Source organism: Streptomyces novaecaesareae, from assembly GCF_000716875.1.
GTDB classification, from domain to species: Bacteria; Actinomycetota; Actinomycetes; order Streptomycetales; family Streptomycetaceae; genus Kitasatospora; species Kitasatospora novaecaesareae.
In genome coordinates this window covers 60,506-86,974 of the sequence record NZ_JNWQ01000001.1, presented here as the reverse complement: position 1 = coordinate 86,974, position 26,469 = coordinate 60,506, and the positions used below count along the sequence as shown (strand labels likewise).

At 73.1% G+C, this 26,469-nt stretch carries 24 protein-coding genes; 8 read left to right on the top strand and 16 right to left on the bottom strand.

Features of this window, described 5'->3' with window-relative positions:
- Nucleotides 1–47: 47 nt before the first annotated feature.
- Together OP86_RS00390 and OP86_RS00385 are read right to left on the bottom strand one after the other, a co-directional pair.
- On the bottom strand, nt 48–257 hold the full coding sequence (locus OP86_RS00390; protein WP_033330438.1) for a hypothetical protein: 210 nt from the start codon (nt 255–257) through the stop codon (nt 48–50).
- A gap of 15 nt (nt 258–272) precedes the next feature.
- Nucleotides 273–1,325: a TetR/AcrR family transcriptional regulator C-terminal domain-containing protein gene (locus OP86_RS00385; RefSeq protein WP_051829498.1), complete on the bottom strand. Its 1,053-nt coding sequence runs from the start codon at nt 1,323–1,325 to the stop codon at nt 273–275.
- Between the two features lie 222 nt (nt 1,326–1,547).
- Here OP86_RS00385 and OP86_RS00380 point away from each other — a divergent pair, with 222 nt between their 5' ends.
- Together OP86_RS00380 and OP86_RS00375 are read left to right on the top strand one after the other, a co-directional pair.
- On the top strand, nt 1,548–2,705 hold the full coding sequence (locus tag OP86_RS00380; protein ID WP_030056377.1) for an FAD-dependent monooxygenase: 1,158 nt from the start codon (nt 1,548–1,550) through the stop codon (nt 2,703–2,705).
- Between the two features lie 209 nt (nt 2,706–2,914).
- Nucleotides 2,915–3,466 (top strand): DUF1990 domain-containing protein, encoded by a 552-nt coding sequence (locus OP86_RS00375; protein WP_033330435.1) that lies wholly within the window; start codon nt 2,915–2,917, stop codon nt 3,464–3,466.
- 76 nt (nt 3,467–3,542) lie between these two features.
- Here OP86_RS00375 and OP86_RS00370 read toward each other — a convergent pair whose 3' ends face one another.
- Together OP86_RS00370 and OP86_RS00365 are read right to left on the bottom strand one after the other, a co-directional pair.
- The gene (locus OP86_RS00370; RefSeq protein ID WP_234434724.1) at nt 3,543–3,989 is read right to left on the bottom strand and encodes a YjbQ family protein; all 447 of its coding nucleotides are present in this window, start codon (nt 3,987–3,989) and stop codon (nt 3,543–3,545) included.
- Between the two features lie 234 nt (nt 3,990–4,223).
- Nucleotides 4,224–4,490, bottom strand: coding sequence for a hypothetical protein (locus tag OP86_RS00365; RefSeq protein WP_030056374.1), 267 nt, complete (start codon nt 4,488–4,490; stop codon nt 4,224–4,226).
- An 849-nt stretch (nt 4,491–5,339) separates the two neighbouring features.
- On the opposite strand from OP86_RS00365, the gene OP86_RS00360 reads away from it, so the two are divergent.
- The gene (locus tag OP86_RS00360; protein ID WP_030056373.1) at nt 5,340–7,595 is read left to right on the top strand and encodes a bifunctional glycosyltransferase/CDP-glycerol:glycerophosphate glycerophosphotransferase; all 2,256 of its coding nucleotides are present in this window, start codon (nt 5,340–5,342) and stop codon (nt 7,593–7,595) included.
- Nucleotides 7,596–7,712: 117 nt separating this feature from the next.
- On the opposite strand, the gene OP86_RS00355 is transcribed toward OP86_RS00360, so the two are convergent.
- Nucleotides 7,713–7,925 (bottom strand): EF-hand domain-containing protein, encoded by a 213-nt coding sequence (locus OP86_RS00355; protein ID WP_030056372.1) that lies wholly within the window; start codon nt 7,923–7,925, stop codon nt 7,713–7,715.
- A gap of 175 nt (nt 7,926–8,100) precedes the next feature.
- Between OP86_RS00355 and OP86_RS00350 the strand changes: the two genes are divergently transcribed.
- Nucleotides 8,101–8,769, top strand: coding sequence for a lysophospholipid acyltransferase family protein (locus tag OP86_RS00350; protein WP_030056371.1), 669 nt, complete (start codon nt 8,101–8,103; stop codon nt 8,767–8,769).
- Nucleotides 8,770–8,872: 103 nt separating this feature from the next.
- Here OP86_RS00350 and OP86_RS00345 read toward each other — a convergent pair whose 3' ends face one another.
- From OP86_RS00345 to OP86_RS00335, 3 genes are all read right to left on the bottom strand, one after another.
- Entirely contained in the window at nt 8,873–10,708 is a 1,836-nt protein-coding gene (locus OP86_RS00345) for an ABC transporter ATP-binding protein (protein ID WP_030056370.1), read from the bottom strand.
- A 205-nt stretch (nt 10,709–10,913) separates the two neighbouring features.
- Complete coding sequence (locus OP86_RS00340) at nt 10,914–11,687, bottom strand: SDR family NAD(P)-dependent oxidoreductase (protein WP_030254433.1); 774 nt, start codon at nt 11,685–11,687, stop codon at nt 10,914–10,916.
- Nucleotides 11,688–11,871: 184 nt separating this feature from the next.
- Nucleotides 11,872–12,534 carry a LysE family translocator gene (locus tag OP86_RS00335; protein ID WP_030056368.1) on the bottom strand — a complete coding sequence of 221 codons (663 nt, stop codon included), beginning with the start codon at nt 12,532–12,534 and terminating at the stop codon, nt 11,872–11,874.
- Between the two features lie 125 nt (nt 12,535–12,659).
- Between OP86_RS00335 and OP86_RS00330 the strand changes: the two genes are divergently transcribed.
- Nucleotides 12,660–14,039, top strand: coding sequence for an aminotransferase-like domain-containing protein (locus OP86_RS00330; protein ID WP_030254435.1), 1,380 nt, complete (start codon nt 12,660–12,662; stop codon nt 14,037–14,039).
- A 126-nt stretch (nt 14,040–14,165) separates the two neighbouring features.
- Here the strand turns inward: OP86_RS00330 and OP86_RS00325 are convergent, their stop codons facing one another.
- The 3 genes from OP86_RS00325 to OP86_RS00315 are packed head-to-tail and all read right to left on the bottom strand — an operon-like array spanning nt 14,166 to nt 17,733.
- Complete coding sequence (locus OP86_RS00325; RefSeq protein WP_030056365.1) at nt 14,166–15,071, bottom strand: SDR family oxidoreductase; 906 nt, start codon at nt 15,069–15,071, stop codon at nt 14,166–14,168.
- Nucleotides 15,068–16,099, bottom strand: coding sequence for an alpha/beta fold hydrolase (locus OP86_RS00320; RefSeq protein WP_051829497.1), 1,032 nt, complete (start codon nt 16,097–16,099; stop codon nt 15,068–15,070). Before OP86_RS00320 ends, OP86_RS00325 begins: the two co-directional genes overlap by 4 nt.
- Nucleotides 16,096–17,733, bottom strand: coding sequence for a flavin-containing monooxygenase (locus OP86_RS00315; RefSeq protein WP_078588317.1), 1,638 nt, complete (start codon nt 17,731–17,733; stop codon nt 16,096–16,098). Before OP86_RS00315 ends, OP86_RS00320 begins: the two co-directional genes overlap by 4 nt.
- Nucleotides 17,734–17,909: 176 nt before the next feature.
- Here OP86_RS00315 and OP86_RS00310 point away from each other — a divergent pair, with 176 nt between their 5' ends.
- Nucleotides 17,910–18,725: a MerR family transcriptional regulator gene (locus tag OP86_RS00310; RefSeq protein WP_051829496.1), complete on the top strand. Its 816-nt coding sequence runs from the start codon at nt 17,910–17,912 to the stop codon at nt 18,723–18,725.
- Nucleotides 18,726–18,758: 33 nt separating this feature from the next.
- A complete protein-coding gene (locus tag OP86_RS34415) occupies nt 18,759–19,136 on the top strand; it encodes an ABC transporter substrate-binding protein (RefSeq protein ID WP_078588318.1) in 378 nt (125 codons plus the stop codon).
- 194 nt (nt 19,137–19,330) lie between these two features.
- Here the strand turns inward: OP86_RS34415 and OP86_RS00300 are convergent, their stop codons facing one another.
- The 4 genes from OP86_RS00300 to OP86_RS00285 form a co-directional block, all read right to left on the bottom strand.
- Nucleotides 19,331–20,968 (bottom strand): M4 family metallopeptidase, encoded by a 1,638-nt coding sequence (locus tag OP86_RS00300; RefSeq protein WP_030254443.1) that lies wholly within the window; start codon nt 20,966–20,968, stop codon nt 19,331–19,333.
- 529 nt (nt 20,969–21,497) lie between these two features.
- Nucleotides 21,498–23,606 (bottom strand): protein kinase domain-containing protein, encoded by a 2,109-nt coding sequence (locus OP86_RS00295; RefSeq protein WP_051829495.1) that lies wholly within the window; start codon nt 23,604–23,606, stop codon nt 21,498–21,500.
- A 179-nt stretch (nt 23,607–23,785) separates the two neighbouring features.
- Entirely contained in the window at nt 23,786–24,667 is an 882-nt protein-coding gene (locus OP86_RS33190; protein WP_051829494.1) for an alpha/beta fold hydrolase, read from the bottom strand.
- Nucleotides 24,668–24,835: 168 nt separating this feature from the next.
- Nucleotides 24,836–25,594, bottom strand: coding sequence for a dienelactone hydrolase family protein (locus OP86_RS00285; protein ID WP_030056356.1), 759 nt, complete (start codon nt 25,592–25,594; stop codon nt 24,836–24,838).
- A gap of 96 nt (nt 25,595–25,690) precedes the next feature.
- On the opposite strand from OP86_RS00285, the gene OP86_RS00280 reads away from it, so the two are divergent.
- Nucleotides 25,691–26,047: a DUF6191 domain-containing protein gene (locus OP86_RS00280; protein ID WP_051829493.1), complete on the top strand. Its 357-nt coding sequence runs from the start codon at nt 25,691–25,693 to the stop codon at nt 26,045–26,047.
- Between the two features lie 10 nt (nt 26,048–26,057).
- Here OP86_RS00280 and OP86_RS00275 read toward each other — a convergent pair whose 3' ends face one another.
- The gene (locus tag OP86_RS00275; RefSeq protein WP_030056354.1) at nt 26,058–26,459 is read right to left on the bottom strand and encodes a VOC family protein; all 402 of its coding nucleotides are present in this window, start codon (nt 26,457–26,459) and stop codon (nt 26,058–26,060) included.
- Nucleotides 26,460–26,469 lie beyond the last annotated feature (10 nt).

The following is a 26,469-nucleotide window of genomic DNA, read 5'->3' as shown; positions in this document are numbered from 1 at the left end:
CGCCGAGGACTGCTGCGGGTCGCCGCGGGTCACCCGCCGGGGTGGGGTCAGCCCGAGCAGGCGATCCGCTGTGCCTGCTGCCAGGCGCACACCGGGCAGAGCGTGCTGCCCGGCTGGTCGGCGGGCAGCTCGGTCGGCTCGCCGCACAGCACGCAGTCGGCGCGCGGGCCGGCCGCCGTCAGGTCGTGCCGCAGCGCGGCCTCGGCGCCACCGCCGTCGGGGGTGAGCTCGCAGACCACCGTGGACTCGTTCGTCACGCTCGTGCCGCCTTCCTACTCCGCCACTTCGCCCCGTCGCAACAACGCCCCGGCTCCGGCCTCAATTCCGTTCGCGCTCCCGGCCGACTCGATCATGGCGGCGACACCATCCAGCAACGGCTTCAGCCCGAAGGCGAACAGCGCGTCCAGGTCGAGGTCGTAGCCGTCGCCGAGGCTGCCGGCCGTCCGAGCGAACACGGGGTGGCGCTCGCCGGTGACGATCGCAGCCAGGGCAGGCTCCTGACGGTCCATCCACTGGTCCTCGGTGAGACCGGTGGTCGCCTCGGCCTGGGCCTCCCGCTCCAGGTGGACGGCGATCCCCTGGACGTAGCTGTAGAGCAGGACGTGCAGGTCGAGCATGGTCGCGGCGTCGAGGCCCTGCCCGTCGAGCGCGGCGAGCGCCCACTCGGCGTGGTCCAGCAGGGCGGGCAGCATCAGCGGGCGGGTGAGCGCGCCGACCTGGGCGAGCCACGGGTGACGCCGGTAGATCCGCCACAGCGTGTGCGCGCCGAGCTCCAGCCGTGCCCGCCACTCCCGCGGCGGTTCGGCCGGGTACGCCTCCTCCCCGAACGCCGCGTCCGCCATCAGCAGCACCAGGTCGTCCTTGCTCGGGACGTACCGGTAGGGGGACATCGCGGCGACGCCGAGCCGGGCCGCGACGCTGCGCATGGAGAGCGCGGCGAGCCCCTCGTGGTCGGCGATCTCCATGGCGGCCCGGACGATCCGCTCCGCGGTGAGGTCGACGGACGTCTGCGGCGGCGGGGCAGGCACGGGCGGGGCAGGCGCGGGCGCGGGCGCGGTAGCCGGGGCTGCGGAGGTGGCGGGGGTGGCGGGCGTGGCGATGGCGGCCACCACGGTGCCCACCCGGGGCCGGGTCTCGACCAGCCCCTCCAGCCGCAGTGTGGTGAGCACCTTGGTGGCCGTGGCCAGCGCCACGTTCCACTCGCGGGCGATCCGCCGCGTCGAGGGCACCTGCTCGCCCGGCACGAGCGTGCCGTCGGCGATCCGCCCGGCGATCTCGTCGGCGATGCGCCGGTACGGCGGGACGGACTCGGGCCTCGCGGTCATACGGCCGGCTCCCTCGTGTGACGCGGATCTCTTTCCGCGGCGGCCAGAACTGTACTAGCTCAGACGCTACCAGGAGCGCCGTGCCGGAACACCCTGCTGTACTAGGCCAGAAGCGCCGAAACAGCACTTGGCGGACCTGCACGTACGCCGTACATTCAACCCGCGTACAGCGTACGAGCCAGCGCGCGACACCGCGCGCGGACGGACAGCGAGGAGCGACCCATGAAGACCGTGCTCATCTCCGGCGGCGGCATCGCCGGCACCGCGCTCGCCGCACTGCTGGGCTGCCGGGGCTTCGCCCCCACGGTGGTGGAGCGGGCCCCCGGGCTGCGCGGCGGCGGGCAGGCCGTGGACGTCCGGGGCGTCGCCCTGGAGGTGGCCGAGCGGCTCGGCGTGCTGGAGCGAGCCCGCGCCCACCGCACCCGGATGCGGGGCATGACCGTCCTGGACGGCGACGGCCAGGAGCTCTACCGCTCCACCGAGAGCACCATCAGCAGCGGGCGGCTCGACAGCGACGACATCGAGCTGCTGCGCGACGACCTCGTCCGGATCCTGCACGACCGGGCCACGGAGGGCGGGGGCACGGAGCGCAGGGGCACGGAGGGCAGGGGCGCCCGCTTCGTGTTCGGGGACGGCGTGACCGCGCTCGACCAGGATGAGGACGGCGTCCGGGTCTCCTTCGAACACGCCGAACCGCGCCGGTACGACCTGGTCGTGGGCGCCGACGGACTGCACTCGGCCGTGCGCCGACTCGCCTTCGGGCCCGAGGAGCGCTACGCCCACCACCTCGGCATGCATCTGGCGATCTTCAGCGCGGACAACTTCCTCGGCTTGGAGGACTGGCAACTGTGGCTGCGCGACGGTGAGGCCGGCTACGGCGTCTACCCGGTGCGCGACAACACCGAGTTGCGGATCAGCTTCGGCTTCGCGGGCGAGCCACTGCCGGAGGGCCGACGCGATCCGCAGTCGCAGCGGGCGGTCGTCGCCGAGCGGATGGCGGCGCTGCGCTGGGAGACCCCGAGGCTGCTGAAGGCGCTGGCCGAGGCACCCGACGTCTACTGCGACACGATGACGCAGATACGGATGGACCGCTGGTCGCACGGCCGGGTCGTCCTGCTCGGGGACGCGGGCTACTGCGCCTCCCCACTGTCCGGCCAGGGCACCAGCCTCGCCCTGGTCGGCGCCCACGTCCTCGCCGATGCCCTCGCCGACGCCCTCACCCGCTCCGACGGCGACCACCGGGCCGCCTTCACCGCGTACGAGGAGCGGCTACGCCCGTTCGTCGAGCTCAACCAGGCCCTGGCGACCGAGAACCCGGGCGGACCGGCCGCCGAGGAGTCGGTGGAGCGCGCCAAGAACGCAATCTCGCTGGACGGCTGACCGGCCGCGACAGGTGACAACGTTCAGCGAACAGATTTCAGAAAACGTTCGCTGAAATCCGTCATCTGAAATCTGTTCGCTGAACACTGTTCACAGAGCACTGCCCGCCGGGATCCGCCCGCCGGACGACGGACGCCGGACTCCGGACGCCGCCGCACGCCGCTGGCCCGCCGCCAACGCGCCCCCGGCCGGCGGCTACCGTGACCGGCATGGCTACCGATCTCCACCAGCGCCTCCTCGCCGCCCGCGCCACCACCCCCTCGTACGCCGAGGTCGGGGCCACCCGGGGCGGGCGGCTGCCGGACGGGTACGCGCACCTGCGGCGCCGGGTGCACCTCGGGCACGGGCCGGAGGTGCTGGAGCGGGCCGGGCGCTACGTGCTCGGCTGGGGCACTCAGTCGGGCACCGGCTTCGCAGTCTTCCCCGGCGGCCCGGCCCGGGACGGCGAGACGGTGCTGTTGCGGCTGAGCCTGCCGGGGAGCCGGTGGCCCCGACTGGTGATCCCCTGCCGGGTGGTGTGGACGGTGGACGAGCCGGACCGGATCGGGTTCGCGTACGGGACGCTGCCCGGGCACCCGGAGTGCGGCGAGGAGGCGTTCCTGGTGTCGATGGACGCCGAGGGCGAGGTGTGGTTCGAGGTCACCGCGTTCTCCCGACTGTCCGCCTGGTACGCACGCCTGGGCCGTCCGGTCACGCTGCTCTGCCAGCACCTGGCGATCGAGCGCTACCTGGCGGCCGTGGCCGCGCACGCCGGCCGGTAACCGGGAGCCACCGGGCATCGGCCACCAGGCATCGGCCGCCGGGAATCGGTCCACCGCGAATCGGCCGCACCAGGAATCAGCCCAGGAACGACAGCCGGACGGTACGACGCGGGTTGTCCCCGTTGGTGTCGACCAGCACCACGGACTGCCAGACGCCGAGCGCCAGTTGGCCGCCGAGCACCGGCAGGGTGGCGTGCGGGGCGACCAGTCCGGGCACCACGTGGTCCCGGCCGTGGCCGGGGCTGCCGTGGCGGTGGCGCCAGCGGTCGTCGGCCGGGAGCAGTTCGCGCAGGGTGGCGAGGAAGTCGTCGTCGCTGCCGGAGCCGGTCTCCAGCACGGCGATTCCGGCGGTGGCATGCGGGACGAAGACGTTGAGCAGGCCGTCGCGCCCGGCGGCACGCTGGTCGAGGAACGCGGCGCAGCGGTCGGTGATGTCGAGCGCGACGTCGCGGCTGCCCGTGGTGATCTCGAAGGTGGTGGTCTGGAACAGACCGGTCGGCATGGAGTGGTTGTTGTCCGCCATGGCGCCATCCTGTCCCAGGCCAGGGGGCCCGGCGTACTGCCTCGCCGACTCGGCTTGCCGGGCAGGCGAACTGGCATAGGGTGCAAGGTTCGGGCCTCGCGACGGTTCGGCGACGGCCCCCAAAAGTGATGACAGGGCCGGCGGCAGGACCGGCCGCCGGACACACCGATGACCCGGCGGACCGAATGGTCCACCGGGTCTGGTCCCGACCGGGACGGCGGTTGGGGCGAAGCCCTAGCCGCGCCCGCCGAAGAGGCTCCGACGCAGCCGACGCAGCGGCGTCAGCAGCGAGATCCTGGTGTGTCGGCGACGGGTCGCCGGGGCCCCGGCGCCGCGCGGCGTCAGTTCCCTTATCAGCCCGAGCGCCTCGGCGGTGTCCACCGCCGGGAGTGCGGGCGCGCCGAGCACGGCCAGGTGTCGCTCGATCCGGCGGCCGGTCGTGCCGACACCGCACTGGATCGCCGGCACACGGGGCCGAGTCCGCACTTGCATGTGTTCCATCAGTTTTCCCACCCCTACGAGGCGCCAGGGCCGTGAGGCGAAGACTATCCGTGACAGACGGCCTTCGCGCAACCGTCCTTGGTGTTGTGCCACCGTACCGTGCGGCGTCAACTGACGATGCACCAGGGGCCACCCGGGCGATCACGACTAGGCATCAATGATGGTGCACGACCGGCCATCCGTCAGCGGGGCCAGGAGGTGCGGGCCCGGCGCCCGGGTGCGCGGCACGCGCCCGGCGCACGGGGGCGCCACGGCGGCACCCGGCCCGACCCCGCGGACACGTCACGCAACGGACCCCAGCGCAGCGGGCACAGTGCAACGGCCCCAGCGCAGCGCCCCCTATAAAGGGGACAGCCGCCAGATCGACAAAGTGATCTTCAGGGCCTCCGCCCGACCGAAACCCCCGGCTTCATGAAGTGAACACATTCGAGGGATTGACTCCCGCGAAAGCTCCAAGCAATATCTGATGCACGCGCCCGGTGCCCGCACCGCACCCAGGTGCGTGTTCGATTGATGAAGGACTCCGGCTCCCGCGAGCCACTGCCCGGCCGCCTCGACGCTGCGGTGGCCAGGCTCGCGCGGTGCCCGGAACGGCGGCCGGCCGTAGAGGGTCGGCCGGGCCGCCACCTGACTGCCGGTGCCGCCCCGTGAGGGGCTCGGCACCGGCGGTTCCGGGTCCGTCCACGCGACGGTCCACCTCACGCGGCCCCCGCCGAGCCGCCGCCGCACTCCTGCCGAGCCGCAGCCAAGCCCCCGCCGAGCCCTCACCGAGCCCCTGCAGGGCCCCACAAATCCCCGCCCCCGACGTCCGCGCAGGTCGCGCCCGGTGGATCGGTACACTCGGCCAGCGTGTCCCTCCTCCTCAGCATCGTGCTCCCGGTCCACGGCGTGGAGCGGTACCTGCCGCGCTGCCTCGACTCGATCCTCGGCGACTCCCCCGCCCAGGAGTCCCGCTTCGAGGTGATCGCGGTCGACGACCTCTCCCCCGACGGCTCGGGCGCGATCCTGGACGCGTACGCGGCCCGCGACCCCCGGTTGCGCGTGATGCACCTCACCGAGAACCAGGGCCTCGGCGGCGCCCGCACCGCCGCCCTGCCGCAGGCGCGCGGCGAGTACGTCTGGTTCGTGGACAGCGACGACTGGCTGCCCGAGCGGACGGTCGGCGTGATCCTCGACGAGCTGGCGCAGGAGCGCCGCCGGGAGATCCCGGCCGACGTGCTGATCACCGACTTCACCCACGTCTACCCGGACGGCGGGACGGAGCCCAACCCCTGGCGCCACGTGCTGACCGGCTCCCCGCTGGAGGAGGGCTGCACCCTGGCCGAGCACCCGGCGCTGTTCCAGACCGTGATGTCGGTGTGGAACAAGGTGTTCCGCCGCGAGTTCCTGGACGGTCTCGGCGTCTCCTTCGGCCGCGGCTACTACGAGGACATCTCGGTCACCTACCCCGCGCTACTGACCGCCGAACGGCTGCGCTACCTCGACCGCCCCTGCTACTTCTACCGGCGCGGCCGGGACGGCGCGATCACCGCCACCGCCTCCCCCAAGCACGCGGACGTGTTCGCCCAGTACGACGCGATCTTCGACTTCCTGGACCGCACCGACCGCACTGACCGCACGGACCGCACGAACCACACGGACCGCGCGGACCGGGCCGACCGCCCCGGCCGGCCCGTCCCGGAGTCGCTGCGCACCCTGGTCTTCGACCGGACGGTGCGCCAGGCCCTCAACGTCTACGACACCCCCGGCCTGGTCCCGACCGACCGGCGCAAGGACTTCTTCCAGCAGATCGCCCGGCACTTCGACCGCCACCGCCCGGCCGGCTACCGCTTCCCCGGCGGGGTGCGCGGCGTGCAGTACCGGCTGGCCGCGCGCGGTGCCCGGATCGCCTACGCCGAGCTGCGCCGCACCGGCCGGCTGCCGCGCGAACTCAAGCGCGGGGCACGGGCGGTGGCGCCCGCGGTGAAGAAGGGGGTGCGCAGCGGCGCCCGGTTCACCGCGTACAACGCCTTCCGCCGGCTGCCGCTGGACGAGCACCTGGCGGTCTACGCCGCGTACTGGCACCGGGGTTACGCCTGCAGTCCGGCGGCGATCTACGAGAAGGCGAAGGAACTCGCGCCGCAGGTCCGGGGCGTGTGGGTGGTGGAGAACCGCGGGCAGGCCGCCACGCTGCCGCCCGGGGTGCCGTACGTGATCGTCAACACCCCCGCCTACCTCAAGGCGATGGCGACCGCCAAGTACTTCGTCAACAACGTCAACTTCCCGCGCACGATGGTCAAGCGGCCCGGGTCGGTGCACGTCCAGACCCAGCACGGCACCCCGCTCAAGGCCATGGGCATGGACCTGCGCGACCGCCCCTCGGCGGCGGAGGGGATGGACTTCGACCTGCTCCAGGAGGCCATCGACCGCTGGGACTTCCTGGTCTCCCCCAACCCGCACACCAGTGAGCACTTCTCCCGCGCCTTCCCCGGCCGGTACGAGATGCTGGACACCGGCTACCCGCGCAACGACCGGCTCGCCGACGCCGCCCCGGACGAGGTGCGCGCGATGCGCGAGCGGTTCGGGCTGCAGCCGGGCACCAGGGCCGTGCTGTACGCGCCGACCCACCGCGGTGGCAAGGGCGGTTACGTGCCGCTGCTGGACGTGGCCGAGCTGGCCCGGCGGCTGGGCCCGGACTTCACGCTCCTGGTGCGCACGCACTACTTCCACACCGGGGGGCCGGGCGACCTGACGGCCGACGGGGAGGCGGCGCGGATCGTGGACGTCTCGGCGCACCCGACCGTCGAGGACCTCTACCTCGCGGCGGACGTGCTGGTGACGGACTACTCGTCGATGATGTTCGACTACGCCGTGCTGGACCGGCCGGTGGTGGTCTTCGCGCCGGACTGGGAGGAGTACCAGCGGGAGCGCGGCGTCTACTTCGACCTGTTCGCGGAGCCGCCGGGCGCGGTCACGGAGACCGCGGAGGAGCTGGCGCGGGCGCTGCTGGCGGGCGATCCGGCGCCGGGGGCGCGGGCGCGGTTCCGGGCGAAGTTCTGCGTCTGGGACGACGGCGGGGCGGCGGAGCGGGTGGTGCGCCGGGTGTTCCCGGTGGCGAAGCGGTAGACCGGGCACGCAAGCGGTAGGCCGGGCCCAGGAGTAGCAGGCGCAGCACGGGAACGGGAGCCGACCTGCGGACGGGGCCGGTGCCGCCGGTACGGCGCCGGCCCCGTCGGCGCGGGCTCAGCGCCGGCGGGCGGCCAGGAACTCCTCGAAGGTCAGGACGCCGTCGTGGTCCGTGTCCATGGTGTGGATCAGCGCCTCGGCCATGGAGATGGTGACGTCGTGGTCGCCCATCTCGTTCGCGGCGAGCGCGTACTCGGCCGCGGTGATCTTGCCGTCGCCGTCCTTGTCGAAGCGGTCGAAAAAGGCCTTGATCGCCTCGGTGGTCTCCATCGTGCCCTCCTGGGTACTGCGGGGTCGTGCTCGGTTCGGACGGCCGTACCCTACCCGGCCGTGGTGTTCACCACGGCCGCCGGGAGTGGACGGGCGCGGGGGTGGGTGCCGTAGTCTGCGGATCTGATTGCTGTCCGGGCACCTCCCGGGCGGTCGTTCGTCCAGGGAGGGAAACGTGCTCGACCTCGTCACCAGGCTGGTGCTGAAACCGGTTTCACGGGGTATTTGGCGCCCGGCCATCGAGGGCATCGAGAACGTACCGCGCAAGGGCGGGGTGATCCTCGCCAGCAACCACCTGTCGTTCATCGACAGCGTGGTGATCCCGCTGACCGCGCCGCGTCGGGTCCACTTCCTCGCCAAGGCCGAGTACTTCACCGGCACCGGCGTCAAGGGCCGCCTCTCCAAGGGCTTCTTCGAGTCGATCGGCGCGGTGCCGGTCGAGCGCGGCACCTACCGCTCCGCCCAGGCCTCGTTGGAGTCGGCGCTGGAGATCCTGGAGGACGGCAAGGCCTTCGGCATCTACCCCGAGGGCACCCGCTCGCTGGACGGCCGGCTCTACCGGGGCAAGACGGGCGTCGCCTGGCTCGCGCTGACCGCGGGCGTGCCGGTGGTGCCGGTGGCGCTGGAGGGGCCCGAGCAGATCCTGCCGGTGGGCAAGCGGGTGCCGCGGCTCAAGAAGGTGACGGTCCGCTTCGGCGAGCCGCTGCACTTCGACGAGCTGCACGGGCAGGCCCGCTCGCTGAAGGCCCGTCGGCAGGTGACCGACGAGGTGATGGCGGCGATCCAGCGGCTCTCGGGCCAGGAGGTCGCGGAGAGCTACAACGAGGTGCCGAAGGCGGCCTGACCGCCGACGGGGCCGTACGGCTCGTCCGTACGACGGGCCCATGCGACGGGGCCGTACGGCTCGTCCGGACGACGGGCCCGCACGGCGGGCCCGCACGGCGGGTTCACGCGTGACCGAGGGCCGCCTCCGACAGGACGGCCGCCTCCGGCGCCTCCCGGCGCAGCAGGGCCGCGTACCGGCCGTCCAGCTCCACCAGCTCCTCGTGGGTGCCGAGTTCGACCACCTCGCCGTGGTCCAGGACGGCGATCTGGTCGGCGGCGCGGACGGTGGAGAGCCGGTGCGCGATGGTGATGGTGGTCCGGCCGGCGGCCAGGGTGTCCACGGCCTGCTGGACGGCGCGTTCGGTGCGGTTGTCCAGGGCGCTGGTGGCCTCGTCGAGGATGAGCACGGGCGGGTTGCGCAGGATCGTCCGGGCGAGCGCGAGGCGCTGCTTCTCGCCGCCGGAGAAACGGTAGCCGCGTTCGCCGACCAGGGTGTCGTAGCCGTCCGGCAGGGCGGCGATGGTGTCGTGGACCTGCGCGGCCCGGGCGGCCTCGACCAGTTCGGCGTCGGTGGCGCCAGGCTTGGCGAAGCGCAGGTTCTCGGCGACCGAGGCGTGGAAGAGGTAGGTCTCCTGAGAGACCACGCCGACCGCGCGGGCCAGGGTGTCGAAGGAGAGTTCGCGCACGTCCACGCCGTCCAGGGTGACCCGGCCGCCGGTGACGTCGTACAGCCGCGGGACGAGGTAGCTGAGGGTGGTCTTGCCCGAGCCGGTCTCGCCGACCACGGCCAGTGAGGTCCCGGCCGGGACCTTGAGGTCGACCCCGGAGAGGGTCGGGCGTTCCTGCGCGGGGTCGTAGCGGAAGTCGACGTGCTCGAAGCGGACCTCGCCGCGGACGTCGGCCAGGGTGACCGGTTCCGCCGGCTCGGCGATCTCCACCGGCAGGTCGAGGTACTCGAAGATGCGCTGGAAGAGCGCGAGGGAGGTCTGCACGTCCACGCCGGTGGAGAGCAGGCTCACGGTCGGACGGAAGAGGCCCTGCTGGAGGGTCACGAAGGCGACGAGGGTGCCGACGGAGACGATCGGCGCGCCCGCGGCGGAGGTCAGCCCGGCCGCCCAGTAGATCAGCGCGGGCATCGCGGCCATCACGATCTGGATGGTGTTCATCCGCCAGCGCCCGGCCATGCTGGCCCGGACCTCCAGGTCGGCGAGCTGGTCGGACTGCCCGGTGAACTCGCGGGCGAGCGAGTCGGAGCGGCCCATGGTGCGGCCGAGCAGGATGCCGCTGACCGAGAGCGACTCCTGGACCGCCGAGCTCATCGCGGCCAGCTGCTTCTGCCGCTCGGTGGTGATCTTCTTGCGCTCCTGGCCGACCCGGCGGCTGATCCAGACGAACAGCGGGAGCAGGAGGAGCGAGACGACGGTGAGCCGCCAGTCGAGGGCGACCATGGCGACGACGGAGGCGACCACCGCGGTGAGGTTGGAGACCAGGCTGGTCGCGGTGGAGGTCACCGTGGACTGCATGCCGCCGATGTCGTTGGCGATCCGGGACTGCACCTCGCCGGTGCGGGTGCGGGTGAAGAAGGCCAGCGACTGGCGCTGCAGGTGGCCGTAGACGGCGGTGCGCAGGTCGTGCATCACGCGCTGGCCGACGGTGGTGGAGATCAGCGTCTGCAGCACGTTGAAGATGCTGTTCACCACGGCGGTGAGGATCATCCCGAGCGCGAGCAGGCTGAGCAGCCCGGTGCGGCCCTGCGGGATGGCGGTGTCCAGCACGGCCTTCAGCAGGAACGGCGAGACCACCGAGACCACGGCGGAGGCGGCGACCAGCAGCCCGACGGTGGTGAGGCGGCCGCGGTACGGGCGGAAGAGCGCGAGGATCCGCCGCCACTGGGCCGGCGGGCGGGGGGCGCCCTCGGCGCGGTCGGGCGGGGTCCAGTCGATGGCGGCGGGCCTCAAGAACGGGCCTCCCTGGGTAGGACGGTCGGGCGGGGGTCAATATAGCGAGGATAGCTCATAGTTAGACAAGCTAATAGTGAGATTCTCTCTATTCCCGACCGCCTGCCCAGGCAGCCGACCGACCGCCCAGGCAGCCGACCGACCGACCGCCCAGGCAGCCGACCGACCGACCGCCCAGGCAGCCGACCGACCGACCGCCCTGCGGTCAGTCGGTCCCGTACGTGCGCGCCGCCTTGGAGGAGACGCCCCCGAGCTTGCCGGACGGCAGCACCCGGGCGATGGCCACCGCGGCCTTGTAGCGCTTGCCCGGCACGGACAACGACCGACCGCGAGCCAGGTCGCGCATCGCCTCGTCCACCACCCGCTCGGCCGAGAGCCAGGACCAGGAGGGGATGTTGCCGGTGCCCATGCCGGCCCGCTGGTGGAACTCGGTCCGGGTGAAGCCCGGGCACAGCGCCATCATCCGCACGCCCGTACCGCCGAGCTCGCGAGCCACGCCCTGGGTGAAGCTGACCACCCAGGCCTTGCTCGCCCCGTACGTGCCGCGCGGCAGGAAGGCCGCCACCGAGGCGACATTGACGATCGCACCCCGGCGGCGCTCACGCATCCCCGGCAGCGCGGCCGTGGTCAACCGCAGGATCGCCTCGATGTGCACCTTCAGCATGTCCAGCTCGTCCTGGAGCGGGACGGTCCCGAACTGGCCCTTGTTGCCGAAACCGGCGTTGTTGACGAGGAGGTCCACGGGGCGGGCGGAGTCGGCGAGGCGGGCCTCGACCGCGCCGATGCCCTCGTCGGTCGAGAGGTCGGCCGTCAGCACCTCCGTCTCGACTCCGTACTTCCCGTGCAGGTCCGCGGCGGCGCGCTCCAGACGCTCGGTGTCCCGCGCCACCAGGACGAGCTGGTAGCCGCTGCGGGCGAGCCGGCGGGCGAACGCGGCACCGATGCCGGCGGTCGCGCCGGTGATCAAGGCTGTGGTCATGCCCCCGACCGTACCGACTCCCCGCACCCGAGCCCACACCCAGTGCGACACCCCAGCTCAGCGGGCTGCGGATGCAGGGAATCGATCGTACTCGTAGTGCCGGACCGGGACACCGCCCGCCCGAGCGGTGAAATCCAGGTGCTCGGCCCGGACCTTAGACCGTCACAGCCCAGACCGACACGGCCTAGACCGCCACGGCCTTGGCGCGGTCGGCGGCGATGTGCACGGCGAGGCCGGCGAGGACGGTGCCCATCGCGTAGCGCTGGATCCGCAGCCAGCCGGGGCGGCGGTTGAGGAAGGCGGCGATGCTGCCCGCGCTCATCGCGATCAGGCCGTTGACGGTGACCGCGATCGCGATCTGGGTCAGGCCCAGCACCAGGCTCTGCACGGCGACGTGGCCGCGCTCCGGCGCCACGAACTGCGGCAGCAGCGAGACGTACATGATGGCGATCTTGGGGTTGAGCAGGCAGGTCAGGAAGCCCATCGCGAACAGCCGGCGCGGCGGGTCCGGCGGCAGCTGCTGCGGGGCGAAGACCGCCGTGCCACCCGGCTTGACGGCCTTCCAGGCCAGCCAGAGCAGGTACCCGGCACCGGCCAGCTTGATCGCGGTGTAGAGGGCGGGCACCACCGAGAACACCGCCGCCACCCCCGCCGTCACCGCGACGAGGTAGACCAGGAAGCCGGTCGCCACGCCGGTCAGCGAGATCAACCCGGCGCGACGGCCCTGCGCGATCGAGCGCGAGACCAGGTAGATCATGTTGGGCCCCGGCGAAAGCACCATGCCCAGCGCCACCGCGGCGATCCCGAGCACGGCATGGCCGCTCACGGCTGATGTCAACGTGTCCATGGTGGGAGGCTAGGACGGCGGGTCGGCTCGATGCAATGATGACTTTGCACTCGGTGCAATGTGCGCGCCGGGGTCTGGCCCGCTGGGATCTGGCCCGCTGGGGTCTGGAGGAGGACCTGCCGCCCGTGGACGACTACCGCCTGATCGCCGACCGGATCGCCGCCGACATCGCCGACGGGCGGCTGCGACCCGGCCAGCAGCTGCCCACCCAGCGCGCCTTCGCCCGCGAACACCGCATCGCCGGCTCGACGGCGGGGCGCGTCTACCGGGAGCTGGCCCGACGCGGACTCACCGTCGGGGAGGTCGGCCGCGGGACCTTCGTCCGGGCCGGGCGCGGAACGGACGGCGGACGGGTCGCGCTCGCCGAACCGGGCGCCGCGCCCGTGGACCTGGAGCTCAACTACCCCGCCGTCCCCGGGCAGGCCGAGCTGCTCGCCGGCGGGCTGGCGCCGCTGCTGCGCACGGACGCGCTCGGGGACGCGCTGCGGCCGGTCGGCGTCGCCGGGACGGCGGCGGCACGGCGGGCGTTCGCGAGGCTGGCGGGCGTCGGGTCGGCGGGCGTCGGATCGGCGGGCGTGGGGTCGGCGGGCGGCTTCCACGGGCCGTGGGAGGTCGACCCCGCGGACCTGCTCTTCGCGGGCAACGGGCGGCAGGCCATCGCCGGGGCGCTCTCCGCGCTGGTGCCGCCCGGACAGCGACTGGGCGTCGAGGCACTCACCTACCCGGTGGTCAAGGCGGCGGCGGAACGGCTGGGCATCGGGCTGGTACCGCTGGCGATGGACGAGTACGGGCTGGTGTCCGGGGCCGTCGCGGCCGCCCACCGGGCGACGCCGCTGCGCGCCGTGTACCTACAGCCGCGGCTGCAGAACCCGCTCGGGGTGAGCCTGCCGCCCGAACGGGCGGCGGCGCTCGCGGAGGAGCTGCGGCAGCTCGACCTGCCGGTCATCGAGGACGCCATCTGGTCCTTCCTGCGGCCCGGGCTCGCACCGCTGGCCGCACTCGCACCGGAGCGCACGGTGCTCGTGGACAGCCTCTCCAAGCGGCTCGCCCCGGGCCTGACCACCGGGTTCGCGGTCGTCCCGGGCGCGCTGCGGGAGCGGGTGGCGGGCGCGCTGCGCTCGGGTGGGTGGACGCCGAGCGGATACGCGCTGGAGGCGGCGGTGCGCTGGATCGGGGACGGCACGCTGGCCGCGGTCGAGGCGGCGAAGCGGGCCGACGCGGCGGCCCGGCAGCTGCTGGCGCGCGAGGTGCTGGCGGGGCAGCGACTGCGGGCGGACTCCTGCTCGTACTACCTGTGGTGGGAACTGCCGGGCGCCTGGCGGGCGGAGACCTTCGTCGCGGCGGCGGCACGCGCCGGGATCTCGGTCACGCCCGCGACGGCTTTCGCCGTGGATCCGCGGCGCTCCCCGGCCGCCGTCCGGGTCGGGCTCGCCTCGCCGCCGCTGCCGGTGCTGGCGCGGGCGCTGGAGACGCTGGCGCGGATCGCGGCGGAGGGCGGTGGGTAGCGGGGGCGCGGGGCGAAACGGGCGGCGGCGGGGGCGGGGGCGGCGGACAACGAACAGCTGACAGATGACAGTTTTCGAAATCTGTCATCTGTCAGCTGTTATCCGTCACCTGTCAGCCGTCAGCCGTCATCCGCCCGAACCGTTGCGGCTCCCCCGGGCCGCCGTGTCCGCGGCTCCCCCGGCGCCGACCGCGCGCAGCCGGCTCGCGGCGGTGGCGGCGAGCTGGGGGGCGAGCCGGGCGACATCGCGGGAGCCGACCACCGCGATCAGGCTCGGCAGCAGCCAGCGGACCGGCTGCATGCCGCGCAGCCAGGCCTGGGCGTACACATGGGCCGAGCGGCGGGCGATCCCGGCGACGATCCGGTCCACCGCGGGTTCCAGCGGGTACGTCTTGTTCGCCGGCCACGGCAGCCGGGCGCGCATCTGCTTCAGCACGGCGTCCTCGTCGGCGCCGCGCACCATGTCGGTGTCGGTCCAACTCAGGTACCCGACACCGACCTTGACGCCCTGGTAGGCGACCTCGGCGCGGATCGAGTGGGCGAAGGCCTCCACCCCGGACTTGCTGGCGCAGTACGCGCTCATCAACGGTGCGGGCGTCAGCGCGGCGAGCGAGGCGATCTGCAGCAGGTAGCCCCGGCTCTCGGTGAGCGCCGGCAGGAAGGCCCGCGCGGTGGCGACGCTGCCGAGCAGGTTGACCTCGATGACCCGGCTGAACGCCCGGTGGTCGCTGTCCGCCAGCGGTCCGCCGATGGCGATGCCAGCGTTGGCGACCACGGTGTCGATCCGCCCGTAGTGCTCCTTGATCCGGCGGGCGGTGTCCTGGAGCGCGTCGAGGTCGGTGACGTCCACCTCCCAGCTGGTCGCAGCCGGGCCGCACTGGGCGGCGACGGCCTTCAGCTCCTCCGGCTCCAGCCCCAGCAGCGCGACCTGCGCCCCGCGCCGGGCGAGCTTGCGGGCCAGGGACGCACCGACCCCGCGGGCGGCCCCGGTGACGACGACGACCTGCGCGGACAACGGCGGGATGGCGTTCATGCGACGGCGGTCCTCTCGTCGGTGGGGTCGACGGACTCGGCGGGAGCGGGAGCGGAGGCGGGAGCAGGAACGGGGACGGGGACGGGAACGGCCACGGCAGCGGGAGCGGCAGCCGCACCGACCAGGTGCTCGGCGGCCATCCGGTGGATCTCGGCGGCGACCTCCGCCGGGCGCTCCAGCGGCGACATGTGCCCGACCCCGGGCAGCAGCAACAGCCCCTGCGGGTCCTTGAGTTCGGCGACCATCCGGTGCGCGTGCACCGGCGGGGTCAGCCGGTCGTCGGTGCCGACCACGACCGCCGTGGGCACGGTGAGCCGGCCGAGCCCGGCGTGGACGTCCAGCCGGTCGAGCACCGCGGCCCAGTTGGCGCGGACGGCGGTCGGGCAGGCGTGCACGATCCGGGCGGTCGCCTCGACCTGGCCGGCGGGCGAACTCGGTCCCATGGTGGCGTACTTGAGGGCCACCCGGCTGACCGGCGAGACCGGGCCGAGCGGCAGCCGGGAGCGCAGCAGCTGCCGGTGCAGGAAGCGGCGAAGTCCCGGGGAGCGCACGCCCGGGGGCAGGACGGTGAGCTCGGCCACCAAGTCGCCCGGCCCGGTGGAGATCAGGACGGCGGCGGCGGTGCGCTCGGCCACCTCGGGGCGGCCGCCGGCGGCCATGATGGTCATCCCGCCCATGCTGTGCCCGGCGAGGACGGTCCGTTCCCCCGCCGGGACGGTCCGGGCGAGTACCGCGGACAGGTCCTCGGCGAGCGCCCGGGTCGAATAGCGGGCCCGGCTCGGCGGGATCTCACTGTGCCCGTGCCCGCGCTGGTCGTACGCCACCACCCGGTAGCGGTCGGCGAGTTCGCGGATCACCGGGGCCCAGAAGGCGGTCGAGCAGGTCCAGCCGTGCGCCAGTACGACGGTGGGCGCGCCGGGCTGGCCGTGCACCTCGACGTGCAGCCGGATGCCGTCCGCCGAGCGGACGCTCAACTCCTCCACCGGAGTGGGAGGTTCGTATTCCGCTGGCAGGCGGACGGTACTCATGCGGAGGCCTCCTGGACGGTCCGGGCGGTGGTCGGGGCGGCGGTCGGGGCGGTGCGCATGATCAGCTCGTACTCGCCGAGGTCCACCTTGCGGGTGGCGCGGCGGAACGCCGTGGTGGAGCCGGGCCAGAGCACGGTGTTCTTGCCGCTCGGGTCGAGGTACCAGCTGCGGCAGCCGCCGGTGGTCCAGACGGTGCGGTCCATCCGGTGCTGCAGTTCGAGGTTCCACTGCCGCTGGGCGCGCGCGGTCGGCTGCATGGCGGTCGCGCCGACCGAGGCGAGCGTGGTCAACGCGTCGATCATGTAGTTCAGTTGGGACTCGATCATCAGGATCATCGAGCTGTTGCCCAGGCCGGTGTTGGGGCCGATGACGAAGAAGAGGTTCGGGAAGCCGCGCACGGTCGAGCCGCGCAGCGCCTCCATCCCGCCCTTCCACACCTCGGCCAGGCTGGTGCCGTCGGCGCCGAACACCCGGGCGCCGATGGGCATGTCGGTGACGTGGAAGCCGGTGCCGAAGACGATGGCGTCCACCTCGTGCTCGCTGCCGTCGGCCGCGACCAGTGTGGAGCCGCGCAGTTCGCGCAGGCCGGAGGAGACGACCTCGGCGTTGGCCGCGGCGAGCGCCGGGTAGTAGGTGTTGCTGAGCAGGATGCGCTTGCAGCCGATCCGGTAGTCCGGGGTGAGCTTGGCGCGCAGTGCCGGGTCCGGGATGCCCTGGGCGATGTGGCGTTCGGCGAGCTGCTGGATGACGCGCAGCAGTCCGGGGCGGCGGACGAAGGCGTCCACCTGGAGCTCGCGCAGCGCGAAGAGGGTGCCGCGGCGGATCTTCGCGGTGACCGGCAGGCGGCCGTGCAACCACTTCTCCAACTGGCTGATCTCGCGGTCGCGGCGCGGCAGGACCCAGGCCGGGGTGCGCTGGAAGACGGTCAGCTTGCCGACCTCGGGCTGGATCGACGGGATGATCTGGGCGGCGGAGGCTCCGGTGCCGACCACGGCGACGCGCTTGCCGGCCAGGTCGAACTCGTGGTCCCAGCGGGAGGAGTGGAACACCTTGCCGGGGAAGCCGCTCAGCCCCGGGAGGTCGGGGATCTGCGGGTCGGCGAGCGGTCCGGCGGCTGAGACGACGGCGTCGGCGGTCCACTGGCCGGCCGAGGTGGTGAGCCGCCAGCGGGTCTCCTCGCTCTCCCAACGCGCCTCCAGCACCTCGGCGTTGAAGCGCAGGTGGGGGCGGAGGCCGAAGACGGTGGCGACCTTCTCCAGGTAGGCGCGGATGTCCGGCTGGCCGGAGAAGCTGCGCGGCCACTCGGGGTTGGGCGCGAAGGAGAAGGAGTAGAGGTGCGAGGGCACGTCGCAGGCGCAGCCGGGATAGCTGTTGTCGCGCCAGGTGCCGCCGACGGAGTCCGCGCGCTCCAGGACCACGAAGTCGGTGATCCCGGCGCGGCGCAGCCGGACCGCGGCGCCGAGCCCGCCGAAGCCGGAGCCGATCACCGCGACCCGGACGTGCGGTACGGCCTCGTCGGGGACCGGGGCGCCGGACAGACCGGACGCACCGGACGCGCCGGATGCACCGGACGGACCGGACGGACCGGACCCGCCGGACGCGCCGGAGCGGGGGCGCTTGCTGCTGGATGCCATGCGGCCTCCTCCTGAGGGTGGGGCGGTGCTCGTCGCGCTCTCCGGGGGCCTCGCCCCGGAACCCTGCCAATCGCGCCAGTAATCACTGGCATGGTTGGCAGGGTAGCCCTTGCTGACACCGGATGGAAGAAGCACGACCGCTCCGGCTCCGGGGAGCCTTCCGCGCCGACGGACCTATGCTGATCGCCGTGGACAAGGTCAGAGCTGCTGCGGGCGACAGAAAACGCGAGTACCGGGTGGAGGAACTGGCCGAAGCGGCCGGCATCACCACCCGCACCCTGCGCTTCTACCGCGAGCGCAAACTGCTCCAACCACCCCGCAAGGAGGGCCGGATCGCCTGGTACGGCGAGGAGCACCTGGCCCGGCTGCGGATGATCGGCGAGCTGCTGGAACGCGGCCACACCCTGGGCGGCATCGCCGAGCTGATCGGCGCCGGGGAGAGCGGGCGGGACGTCGCCGAGCTGATCGGGCTGGAGGCGGCGATCGTCGCACCCTGGTCGGACGAGACCCCGGTGCGACTGGACTGGGAGGAACTGAAGACCGCCTTCGGGGACCAGCTCACCGAGGAGAACACCGCCGAGTCGATCGCCCAGGGCTACATCACCGTCGAGGAGGACGGCATCACCCACGTCAGCCGCCGGCTGATGGACGCCACCACCGAGCTGGTGGCCGAGGGCGTCCCGCTCGCGGCGGTACTCGACGCCAGTCGGCGCACCCGGGAACACGTGGACGCCATCGCCGAGATCTTCATCGACGTGGTCAGCGAGCACCTGCTCAGCGCGCTGTCCGCCGACACCCCGCTGCCGCCCGGCGAGGCGGCCCGACTCACCGAACGCATCATGCGGGTGCGGCCGCTGGCCCGGACCGTCGCCGACGCCCAGTTCGCCCTCGCGATGGACCGCCGGGTGCACGCCGAGTACGACCAACTGCTGCGCCAGCGACGGGAGAACGGCTCCGAGGCAGAGGCGGACGACGGCGGTTCCGAGGCGTAGCCGGGCGGCCGGGCGGGCAGGGATCCCGGCGCCCTGCCCGCCCGCTTCCTGGCGGGCGCGCCGACCCGGCTCTACCTCAACGACACCTTCGTCGGCTCACTGTTCAAGGACCTCGGGCTCGGCCGGCCCGCCAACCAGGACAAGCCCGGATTCTCGATCGAGATCAGCCCGGAACAGGTGGACCAGGCGGCGGCCGACGTCATCTTCTACTCGCTGTACGGGGACGCGGCCAAGTCCGACCAGGGGAAGATCACCGAGGGCGCACTGTGGAAGAACCTGGACGCCGTCCGCAGCGGGCGGGTGTTCCGGGTGGACGACAACCTGTGGATGCTCGGCATCGGCTACACCGGGGCCGGCCTGATCCTGGACGAGACCCGGAAGGACCTGACGACGGCGACGCCGGGCGGGTGACGGGAGGGCATGGCACCCCGGCACACCATGACGCATCGTCAGATACCTGAAGGGGCGGGGGCGACGGTGGTCCGCACACCGTCGTCCCCGCCCCGTGGCCCTGCCGGCCGGCACCCCCGGCCCGGCAGGGCTTCGATCGGATGCTCCTTCGGGCCCGGGCCAGGACTCAGACCCCGAGTCGGCCCGGGACCGGCTCAGTTGACGTTGACGGCCGTCCAGGTGGCGGCGACCGCGTTGTACTCCGTGCTGTCCGAGCCGTACAGGTCCGCCGCCGCGCTGAGGGTGGCCGCACGGGCGCCCGCGTAGTCGGTGGTGGAGGTGAAGTAGGTGGTCAGCGCCTTGTACCAGATCTGCGCGGCCTTGTCCCGGCCGATTCCGGCGAGGGTCGAGCCGTCGGAGGTCGGGCTGTTGTAGCTGAACCCGTTGATGGTCTTCGCGCCGCTGCCCTCGGACAGCAGGTAGAAGAAGTGGTTCGCCACACCGGACGAGTAGTGGACGTCCAGGTTGCCGACGTTGGCGTCCCAGTAGTCGGCGGACTGGCCGTCCTTGCTGGGCTGGTCCATGTAGCGCAGCGGGCTGCCGTCGCCGCGCAGGTTGACCAGCTCGCCGATCCAGTAGTTCGGCGGGTTGGAGGGCAGGTTGGCGTACCACTCGACCATCGTGCCCATGATGTCGGAGGTGGCCTCGTTGAGGCCGCCGGACTCGCCCGAGTAGTTGAGGGCAGCGGTGGCGGCGGTGACGCCGTGGGTCATCTCGTGGCCGGCCACGTCGATCTCGGTGAGCGGTGCGGCGTCGCCGCTGCCGTCACCGTACGACATGCAGAAGCAGTCGTCGCTCCAGAACGCGTTCACGTAGTTGGAGCCGTAGTGCACCCGGCTGAGGGCGCCGACGCCGTCGTTGCGGATGCCGCTGCGGCCGAAGGTGCTCTTGTAGAAGTCCCAGGTGGTGGCGGCGCCGAACTGGGCGTCCACGGCGGCAGATTCGCGGTTGGCCGCGGTGCCGTCGCCGAAGTTGTTGCTGGTGTTGGCGAACAGCGAGCCGCTGCCCGAGGTGCCGTGGTTCATGTCGGTGGTGGACTGGCCGCCGCGGGTGGCGTCCTTGAGCTGGTACTGCGAGCCGCTCTGCGCGGTGGTCAGCGGGACCTGGCCGACGAAGACGCCGTTGCCGGTGCCGGCCGCGGTCTGCACCTTCTCGTGGGTGGAGAGCACCTGGCCGGTGGCGGCGTCGGTGAGCAGGACCTGGCTGCTCGGGGTGCCGTCGGCGCGCACGCCTTCGACGGTGGTGCGGTAGGCCAGGCGCGGGCTGCCGTCGGTGGCCCAGACCACCAGCTCGGCCTTGCCGGTCTGGTGAACGTCGGCCAGCGGCGACTCGTCCGCGTCGACGGTCACGCCGACAGTGGCCTTGACCGCGCCGGTGGCCTGCGCGGCGGCCTGGTCGGCCGGGACCTTCGGGGTCAGGCTCGGCAGGGCGATCCGTGCGGAGACGGCCTTGGAGACCGACTTCACCGCGCCGTCGGCCTTCTGGTGGACGACCAGGTCGCCGCCGATCACCGGCAGGCCGGCGTAGGTGCGCTCGAAGCGCAGGTGGCGAGTGCCGTCCTGGTCCACCACGGCGTCCTTGGCGACGAGTTGTTCCTTGTCGCCGAGGCCGAGCGCCTTGGCGAGCGGGCCGGCCTGGTTGCCGGCCAGCGCGAGCACGGTGGCGTGCTGCGGGCCGGCCTGGGCCTGCAGCGAGGGGGTGGGGGCGGCCTGGGCGGCGGTGCTCACCTGGATCACACCGGTCAGCAGGGCCGTGGCCGAGAGTACGGCGACAGCCGCGAGCTTTCGCTTCACGTACGAGTCCTTCCGGGAAACCGCGTCTGGGCGCGGTCACGCCGCGTCCCGGGGGCCGGGTCGGCACCTGTGGGGCGGAACGGGCGCTGACGTGCTGAGAACCCCGTGCAGTCGAGCGGCTCGCCACCAAGGGGTGGGGGTGGGGGCTACCGCTGGGGGGTGACCAAAAGCATGACAATCCAGCAGATGAAATGACAGGTCTGCATCAGGAGTTGGCCAGGTCCCGCCAGCAGGTAAAGGGTGTTCAAATGGCGGTCGGATCAGGGCAATTCACCCCATCCTGCGATTGGTTTTCACCCGAACCACAGCCGACCGCCTGCACGACAGTCGTTCGACTGTCGAACGCAGTCACGAGACGTCGGCCCGACCGCCCGCCGATCGACTTTTACAAGTGTGTAGAAGTTTCCATACGGTCCCTTGACACCAGATGGCGAGGTTCCGCCACCCGACCCCCTTGCCCACCGACCAGCCGCCTGCTAAATCCCCCGGCGGGTCCGGCGGGCCTGACGCATCTGATGCATCCGGCGCATCACTGGAACCGCCACTCCTGGTCCGTGTTGCCGGGGGTGCAGGCGACCATGGTGACCGCGTTGCCCGGGCCGTTGCTGGTCATGCAGACCTGGTTCATGTAGTCGGCCAGCGTGACCGAGCCCGCGGTACTGCCGTTGCGGACGGTCCAGTTGGTGAGGTAGCTGAACCCGCTGCTCAGCGCGACCTTCCCGTCCGGGGTCTGGACGAGCTGCGGGCCGCCGTTGTTGCAGGCGTTGAAGAGGATCCACGAACCGGGGTTGGTCGAGCGCACCCAGCCGTACTGCGAGGCGCCGCCGAGCACGATCGGGTTGTCGCCGTTCAGGTTGTCGTTGCGCATCCCGATCGGGCGGCCGTCCTTGGCCGTGACGATGGTGCTCCAGCTGCTGCCGCCGCAGGACGCGGGCCGGCTCGGGCTCTGCGGAGCCGTGGTGGTGCCACCGCCCGGGGCCGGCGCCGGAGGCTGCGGGTTCTGGTTGGCGGGCGGGTTGGGCGGATTGCCGCCGGCACCGCCGCCCGGCTGGTTCGCCTGACCGCCCGTGGACCCGCCGGCGGCCGCCCTGCCGCCGGAGTTCGTGCCCGTGCCGGCGCCACCGCTCCGACTGCCTGCTGAGGCGCCGCCGCTTCCACCCTGCCCCGGGGCCTGGCCCTGGGCCGGGAGAGGGGCCTGCTGCTGGTTCGGGGCCCCGGGCGCCGGCTGGTCGGCGTTCGGGGTGGCCGCCGGGGTGTCGGTCGGCACCGGGGTGACGGGCGCGGTGGTCGCTGCGGGCGCCGGGGAGCCGGTGCCGGGGTTCGCCGGAACGGTCACCACCACGGTCGGCTGGGCGGCGGGCGGCACGGCAGCGTCGGAACCGCCCGGGCCACGGTCGACCAGCAGGACGGTGGCCGTCCCCACCGAGATGATGACGGGGATGATCACGGGCACCAGCAGGGTGCGCCGGGACTTGGCCCTGCCGGGCTCGGTCTGCGCCTGCGGCAGCACCTTCGCGACCTCGACGGGTGCGAGGGCGTCGCCCGCGGCGGGAACGACCACGGCACCGGCCTTCGCGTCCTCGCCCTTCGCCGCTCCCTCGTCCCCCTTGGCCCCTCCGGCCTCTCCGGCCGCGGCTGGCCCGGCCTCGGGGTCTCCTCCCTCGGCTTGCCCGCCCGGTGCCGCACCGGGCGCGGCACCGGGCGCCGCATCAGGTGTCGCACCGGGCCGGAGGGCGATCGTCCGGGTATCGACGGCGGGCTTCTCCGCGCTCTCCCCACTCTCGCCGGACTCGCTGCCCTCGCTGTCCTCGCCCCCGACCGCGGCACGGGCCGCCGCCGCCATCTCGGCCGCGTCCGCGAACCGCTCCCCGGGCTTCTTGGCCAGCGCCCTCGCGACCAGCGCCCGAACCGCCGCCGGAAAGGTCTCCGGCAGTTCCGGCACCGGCTGGTTGACGTGCTTGAGCGCGATCTGCAGCGGCCCCTCGCCGGAGTACGGCGGCTCGCCGACCAGCAGTTCGTAGCAGACCACGCCGATCGAGTACAGGTCGGTGGCGGGGCCGAGAGCGGCCCCCTCGGCCTGCTCCGGGGACATGTAGAGCGCGGTGCCGATGATCGCGAACGGCGCGGTGAGCTTGGTGCTGGCGAGCGCCCGGGCGATGCCGAAGTCCGTGATCGCCACCCGGCCGTCGGTGCGCACCATCAGGTTGGACGGCTTGATGTCCCGGTGCACGATGTCCCGCTGGTGCGCGGCGTGCAGCGCGTCCAGGGCGCCGGCCACCAGCTCAAGAGTGCGCTCGACGGTCATGGGGCCGGAGTTCGCGAGCACCCGGTCCAGCGGGCTGCCCTCGATCAGCTCCATGACGATGTAGGCGCAGCGCTCGTCGCCGTCCTCGCCGCTCTCGCCGTAGTCGTGGACGTCCACGACCCCTGGGTGGTCGATCGCGGCGACCAGCTGGGCCTCGCGACGGAAACGCTGGGTGGCGGTGCCGTCCTCGAACAGCTCCGAGCGCAGGATCTTGACCGCGACCTGCCGCGCCAGGACGGTGTCCTCGGCCCGCCAGACCGAGCCCATCGCGCCGCCGCCGATCTTCCCGACCAGCCTGTACCGCCCGCCGAGCACGGTGCCCGCCCCGCTCATGCCCCAGTCCCCCTGTGTGTCATGACCCGCCCCGACGGGTCGTCGGCACACAGTGTGCCAGAGCGTGTCGTGACCTCAGCAGACCGGATGCGAAACGGAATTGAGCACGACTGCCAGAGACCGACCGGATGCCCGCCGGGTGTTCGCCAGGTGCTCTCCGGGCGTTGGCCGGGCGGCTCTCAGGCCTTCCGGGCGTATCGGGCGTGGTCGGACACCTCCAGGACGGCCGCGATGACCGCCCCGGGCTGGTCGGCGTGGACGGCGTGGCCGGCCTCGCGCACCGTGCCGTGCGTCCCCCTGAGCGCACCGGACGCGATCTGCGACTGCAGGGCGGTCCACCGGGAGCGCATCGCCCGGGGCAGCCCCTCGGTCGCGCTCAGGACGGCCACCGGAACCTCCGGCAGCCGCGAGGCGCCGCGGCGCCGCCGGAGCTCGGGGGCGGTGACGTTCGTCAGGCGGTTCTCCGCGAGGACGGTCCGCCGCTGGTGGGGGTGCGCGATCACGGCCGCCTCGGCCCGGGCGAGCGGGCGCCCCGGTTCCGGTGCGGTGGTCGTCAGCGCGGTCCGGAGCAGCCAGAGCCGGTTCAGCGCGGCTTCGGCGACCCGGATGGACCGCGGCTGGAACTCCTCGTGCGCCGGGTCCACCAGCACCAGGCCGGCTACCAGCTCCGGCCGCTGCCAGGCGAGGAGTTGGGCCAGCTGGCCGCCCCAACTGTGCCCGACCAGGATGGCCGGGCCGGCGTCCAGGTGCCGTACGAGGGCGGCCAGGTCCGCGATCTCCCCCTCCAGGGTGGGGCCGGTCGCGAGGCCGCTGCCGCGCTCTGCGGCGCGCTCCGGCTCGCTGGCGCCGAGTCCGGCCCGGTCGTACGCCACCACCCGTCCGTGTCGGGACAGTTCGGGCAGGACGGGCACCCAGGTGAGCGAGGAGGTGCCGCAGCCCGCGATCAGGACCACGGGCGCCACACCGCCCCTGCCCGCCTCCACCCAGCGCAACGACCGCCGGCCGCGGTCGAGTTCGCCCGGTCGCACCCCGCCTGGGACGTACTCGGCGAAGGCCGACACGATGGCCTCCTGGACGCCCCGCAGGCCCGTCCCGGCCTGCCTTCCCCGCCTGCCCATTCCGATGTGCACGCCCAACCCCCCGGTTCAGTCGTCTGGTTCACTCCTCAGGCTAGCGAACCGTACGGCTGGAAGACGGACGGGCGGACGGCGGACGGCGGACGGCGGAGCTCAGGCCGGCAGGACCCGCTTCAGCAGGCCGAGCAGCGCCTCCCAGTGCCGTGCGTCGGCGACCACGTCGTAACGGGTGGTGTCGGCCTGGGTGTAGCCGTGCTGGGCACCGGTGTAGACCTCCGCCCGGAACCGGACCCCGGCGGCGGTGAGGGCCTCGGCGAGCCGGCCGATCTGCTCGGGCGGCAGCGACTCGTCCTGGTCGGCGTGGCCGAAGTACAGCTCGGCGGTGATCCGGTCGGCACCCAGGTGCGGGCTGTCCGGGCGCTCGGTGGCGAGGTTGCCGCCGTGGAAGCCGGCCGCGAGGGCGATCCGGTCCGGGTGGCTGGCGGCCGTGCGCAGGGCGAGGAGCGCTCCGCGGCAGTAGCCGGTGAGTCCGACCGGCCCGTCCTGGACCAGCGGGGACTCGGCGAGCCAGCGCAGGTAGGCGTCCGCGTCGCGGGCGGTCGTCTCGGGGGTGAGGGTGGCGAGCAGCGGGATGATCCTGCCGAAGAGTTCGTCGGCGTTCTCCACGTCGATGCGGTCCGGCAGTTCGACGACCGGGGCGCGGCCGTTCCGGTAGTAGGCGTTGGGGACGAGCACGGTGTACCCGGCCTCGGCGAGTCGGTCGGCCATCCGCTCCAGGTGCGGCCGGAGCCCGAAGGCGTCCATGTAGACGATGACGCCCGGGTGGGCCCGGCCGTCGTCGGGGTGGGCGAGGTAGGCATCGGCGGTTCCGTCCGCCGTCGGGATGTCCACGAGGGTTCCGCGCACGGTCATGGTGAGGGCGCTCCTTCCGGTCTCGCCGCAGGGTACCCGGTGGGCGCGCCCCGCCATTTCGGGAACGCCCCGACTGCGGTGCGGCGTTGAGCGGGCATGGGAGTGATCGTGGGTGTGGCGGCGGCGGTGGCGGCGGTACTGGGGCTGGTCGCGTTGGCCGCGCTGCAGATCCGGGACGAGGCCTCGCCGCGTCCACGGCACCGCGGGCCCGGGGTGGGGATGGGCGCCGGCGGGCTGGAGGAACTGCACGCGCTGTTCAGCCCGGGCAAGCGGATACAGGTCGAGCAGAAGAAGGAGCAACTGGCGCTGCGCGACGACGCGCAGGCCGGATCGCCGCCGCACCTCGGTGTGGACCTGGACCGGGGCGTGGCGGTGCTGCGTGGCGGGGCCGGGCTGGAAGTGCCCGACCGTGCGCAGGAGGACGGCGTCGCAGGAGCGACGCCTCGTCGGTAGCGACGCGCGGTCAGTTGCCCCAGCTGCGGGAGCAGAGCACCAGCCGGTAGCCGTCCGGGTCGGTTATCGTCACGCCGAACTCGTCCCAGTACGGGTTGTGTGACGTGACCCGGGTGCCGCCGGCCGCCTCCAGCCGGGCGATCAGGGCCTCGTCGGCCGGCGCGCCGAGGTAGACGACGAACAGGTCGTCCACCGTCGGGGTGGGCTCCAGCGGATGCTCCGGGTCGTGCGTCAGCTCGAAGTGCCAGGAGCCGCCGGGCGGGCCGACCATCAGCAGGTCGTGCTTGCCGGACACCCGCTCGGTGGTGCGCCACAGCACGTCGAGACCGAGGCCGCCGACGTAGAAGCGCTCGGCCGCCGCGAGGTCGCGCGAAGGGCGGGCGATACGGACCCGCATGGTGGCATCGATCATGTCGGCGACC